Here is a 4,088-nt window from a genome sequence, read left to right on the forward strand (position 1 = left end):
GGTACCGACGCCGTACAGGTCCTCTGCTTTGGGGTCATCGTCACCGGGGTTTTTCTGGGCTACCAGTAATACTTGTTTGTCGCTGGACATGGCGCTTTCAAGCGCCTCGATGGACTTGTCACGGCCCACGAACAGGGGAATCACCATGTGGGGATACACCACGACGTCACGCAGCGGCAACAGCGGAATATCACTGACTTGGGTGGGAATGGGCTTGTCTTGTTGATCCATCTGGGTCGGTCCTCATAGTGGAAGGCCAGAAACTGCTTGTCGCGAAAGAGCGACACACTAAAAGATTGGGGGCTACCCCGCCGGATTACAAGTTTTTGACGGTAAAAAACCGCAAAGAGCGCCCATAAGGCGCTCTTTGCGGTTTAACCACGATACTGCAACCGCGTTCAGTCGCCCTTGGCTACCTTCGCTGGCGCCTCGCTCTGCTCATAGACCAGCAGGGGTTCCGACTCGCCTTTAATAACAGAGTCATCGACAATGACTTTCACGACACCTTCTTCGGAGGGAATCTTGTACATGGTGTCCAGCAGTACCGCCTCCATGATGGAGCGCAGCCCTCGAGCACCGGTCTTGCGGTCCATGGCTTTCTGGGCCACCGCCTCAAGCGCGTCACGGCGGAAATCAATGTCAACCCCTTCCATTTCAAACAGTCGCTGGTACTGCTTGGTCAGGGAGTTCTTGGGTTCGGTCAGAATCTGAACCAACGCCTCTTTGTCGAGCTCATCGAGGGTGGCAATGACCGGCAGACGACCGACGAACTCGGGAATCAGACCGTACTGAACCAGATCCTCAGGCTCGAGTTGATGCAGGATTTCGCCAAACTTGCGCTTGTCGTCCTTGCTTTTGACTTCCGCTCCAAAACCGATTCCACCTTTCTCAGAGCGGTCGCGAATCACCTTGTCCAACCCGGCAAAGGCACCACCACAGATGAACAGGATATTTTTGGTGTCAACCTGCAGGAACTCCTGCTGTGGGTGCTTACGCCCACCCTGCGGCGGTACGGAAGCCACCGTACCTTCAATCAATTTGAGCAGCGCCTGTTGAACGCCCTCCCCTGACACATCACGGGTGATCGAGGGGTTATCTGACTTGCGGGAAATCTTGTCGATTTCATCGATGTAGACAATACCCTGCTGGGCCTTGTCGACGTCGTAATCACATTTCTGCAACAGCTTCTGGATGATGTTTTCGACGTCTTCGCCCACGTAACCAGCCTCGGTCAACGTGGTCGCATCCGCAATGGTAAAGGGAACATCGAGAAGGCGTGCCAGCGTTTCTGCCAGCAGCGTTTTACCACTACCGGTCGGCCCCACCAGCAGAATATTACTCTTGCCGAGCTCGATCGGGTCCTTGCCCTTGTCGCCAACCCGCAGACGCTTGTAGTGGTTGTACACCGCCACAGCCAACACTTTCTTGGCACGCTTCTGGCCAATGACGTACTCATCCAGAATCGACGAGATTTCACTCGGCGTGGGCAGGTGTTCAGAGGGGCCTTCGGCCGCCGCTTCCTGAATCTCCTCGCGGATGATGTCATTACACAGATCGACACACTCGTCGCAGATGAACACCGAGGGACCGGCGATCAGCTTGCGCACTTCGTGCTGGCTCTTACCGCAGAACGAGCAATACAGCAGTTTGCCGTTCTTGTCGCCACTGTCTTTGGTGTGATCGGTCATTAAACCACTCCGTCTTAAACGCTTATAGGGGTAAAGATGCAACCTTTTACCCGGAATTTCAAGCTGGATTCGCCTGTTCGGCCTCCAGACTCAATGAAGTATACGCGCCGGGCACCGTTTGGATGCCCGGGCGTGCTGGCGTCAGCTTATTCAGCGCCTCCGCGGCGGCTGACCACGCTGTCCACCAGACCGTATTCGACCGACTTCTGGGCACTCATGAAGTTGTCCCGCTCGGTATCCAGCGCAATCTTCTCCACCGACTGACCGGTGTGATGGGCCATCAGCTCATTCAGACGCTCGCGGATACTCAGAATCTCCCGAGCCTGAATGTGGATGTCCGACGCCTGACCCTGGGCTCCACCACTGGGCTGGTGGATCATGACCCGGGAGTTGGGCAGACAGAACCGCTTGCCCTTCGCGCCGGCGGTCAGCAGGAATGCGCCCATGCTGCACGCCTGGCCGATGCACATGGTGCTGACATCGGGCTTGATGAACTGCATGGTGTCATAAATGGCCATACCAGCGGTCACCGAGCCACCGGGAGAGTTAATGTAGAGGTGAATATCCTTGTCGGGGTTCTCGGCTTCCAGGAACAGGAGCTGAGCCACCACCAGGTTCGCCATATAGTCTTCGACCTGTCCCACCAGAAAGATCACCCGCTCTTTGAGCAGGCGGGAATAGATATCGTAGGAGCGCTCTCCACGGGCGGTCTGCTCCACCACCATGGGAATCAAGCCGGATGCCATAACGTCAGGTACCTGTTTGGAGAATTCGTTCGACATAAAAACCGTATGTCCTTCTATTGACTACCGCGGCTCGACTGGACGGAACCGCTGAAAATGGTAGGGAAAGCTTAACCTGAGAAACGCTGATATGCCAGCATAAGGAGACTTCGGCGGGGAGAATGGCCACAAACTGTCCAGTTTGTGGCCATTTTGTACAATTATTGCTGCTTTTGACGGGTAACGATGTCGTCGTAACTGCTGGACTCATCGGTCACTTTGGCTTTATCCAGGATAAAGTCCACCACCTGGTCTTCCAGGGCCGCCGACTCAACACTGGACAGCAACTGACGGTTCTCGTAGTAGTAATTGACGACCGCCTCGGGCTCCTCGTACGTAGAGGCCAGCTCTTCCACCATTTCACGGACGCGATCGGCATCCACTTTGATCTGGTTTTCCTTGACGATTTCACCCACGACCAAGCCCAGGGCGACGCGGCGCTCCGCATCTTCCTGGAACATGGTGTCCGGGAGCAAAGATTTGACGTCAAAGTTCTGCTGCTGACCACCGAAGCGCTGCATCATCTGCTGACGCAGGGTTTCGATTTCACTGCTGACCAGAGCCTTGGGCAGGTCGGGCTTATGGGTTTCCAGCAGCGCGTCCATGACCTGGTTCTTGGTCTTGGCCTTGATGGCGTTCTTGAGCTCGCGGGCCATATTGGCCTTCACTTCCTTGCGGAACTGAGGCTTACCGCCCTTCTCGACGCCGAACTTGGCGTAGAAATCTTTATCCAGCTCGGGCAGCTCTTTCTCGGAAACGCTGTTGACGGTCACCTTGAACTCAACCGCGGCGCCGCGGAGCTCTTCCGCCTGATAGTCTTCCGGAAAGGTCAGCTCGAGGGTTTTCTCGTCACCGGCCTTCAGACCAACCAGGCCGTCTTCAAAGCCGGGAATCATGGAGCCGGAACCCAGCACCAGATTCTGTCCTTCCGCACTGCCACCCTCGAAGGCTTCACCATCGCGGGTGCCGACGAAATCGATATTGACCTGGTCGCCGTCTTGGGCGGCCCGATCCACTTCTTTCCAGCTGGCCTGGTGCTCACGCAGCACATCGATCATATTGTCGACGTCTTCTGCCGTCACATCTGCCTTGTAGCGAGTCACTTCAATTTTGGAGAAGTCGCCCAGCTCAACGGAGGGGTACACCTCAAAGGTGGCCACATACTCCAGGTCCTTGCCCTCTTCGAACTGCTTGGGCTCGATGGACGGCTGACCCGCCGGCTTGACGTCTTCTTTACGCACGGCTTCATAGAAGCTGCGGTTGATGACATCACCCAGCACTTCCTGACGAACACCGTCGCCATAGCGCTGCTTGACCACTTTCATGGGTACTTTGCCCTTGCGGAAGCCGTTGATACGAATGTTCTTGGCAGCCTGCTGCAAGCGCTTCTGCACTTCGCTATCGACTTCTGCGGCGGGGACTCCCACCGTCAGGCGACGCTCCAGACCGGACGTTGTCTCTATGGAAACCTGCATTCTCTTCCTCTATACGCTATTCGCATCGGGGGGCCAATGCCGTTAAGGGTGACTCATGAATGATCTTAAATTGGTGCGGTCGGAGAGACTCGAACTCTCACACCTCTCGGCACCAGAACCTAAATCTGGCGTGTCTACCAATT

Annotated in this window: 4 protein-coding genes and 1 tRNA gene (1 of these 5 only partly in view); all 5 read right to left on the bottom strand. The window is 55.9% G+C overall.

Annotation, left to right across the window (positions count from 1 at the left end):
• Window positions 1-231 (bottom strand): LON peptidase substrate-binding domain-containing protein (locus B3520_RS02845; RefSeq protein ID WP_286875366.1); only part of this gene is annotated, 231 nt, incomplete at its 3' end.
• Window positions 232-398: 167 nt separating this feature from the next.
• Entirely contained in the window at window positions 399-1,688 is a 1,290-nt protein-coding gene (gene clpX, locus B3520_RS02850; RefSeq protein WP_123637408.1) for an ATP-dependent Clp protease ATP-binding subunit ClpX, read from the bottom strand.
• Between the two features lie 146 nt (window positions 1,689-1,834).
• Window positions 1,835-2,470, bottom strand: coding sequence for an ATP-dependent Clp endopeptidase proteolytic subunit ClpP (gene clpP, locus B3520_RS02855; protein ID WP_123637409.1), 636 nt, complete (start codon window positions 2,468-2,470; stop codon window positions 1,835-1,837).
• Window positions 2,471-2,631: 161 nt separating this feature from the next.
• The gene (tig, locus tag B3520_RS02860) at window positions 2,632-3,945 is read right to left on the bottom strand and encodes a trigger factor (RefSeq protein WP_024460231.1); all 1,314 of its coding nucleotides are present in this window, start codon (window positions 3,943-3,945) and stop codon (window positions 2,632-2,634) included.
• 71 nt (window positions 3,946-4,016) lie between these two features.
• A tRNA-Leu gene (locus tag B3520_RS02865) sits at window positions 4,017-4,088 on the bottom strand (it continues 117 nt past the right edge of the window).

Origin of the sequence: Marinimicrobium sp. UBA4509 (assembly GCF_002388575.1) — a bacterium.
GTDB classification, from domain to species: Bacteria; Pseudomonadota; Gammaproteobacteria; order Pseudomonadales; family Cellvibrionaceae; genus Marinimicrobium; species Marinimicrobium koreense.

Bases quoted from the DNA above. Each gene is read 5' to 3' on its own strand.
- clpX (WP_123637408.1), bottom strand. From the start codon at position 1,688: ATGACCGATCACACCAAAGACAGTGGCGACAAGAACGGCAAACTGCTG.
- clpP (WP_123637409.1), bottom strand. From the start codon at position 2,470: ATGTCGAACGAATTCTCCAAACAGGTACCTGACGTTATGGCATCCGGC.
- tig (WP_024460231.1), bottom strand. From the start codon at position 3,945: ATGCAGGTTTCCATAGAGACAACGTCCGGTCTGGAGCGTCGCCTGACG.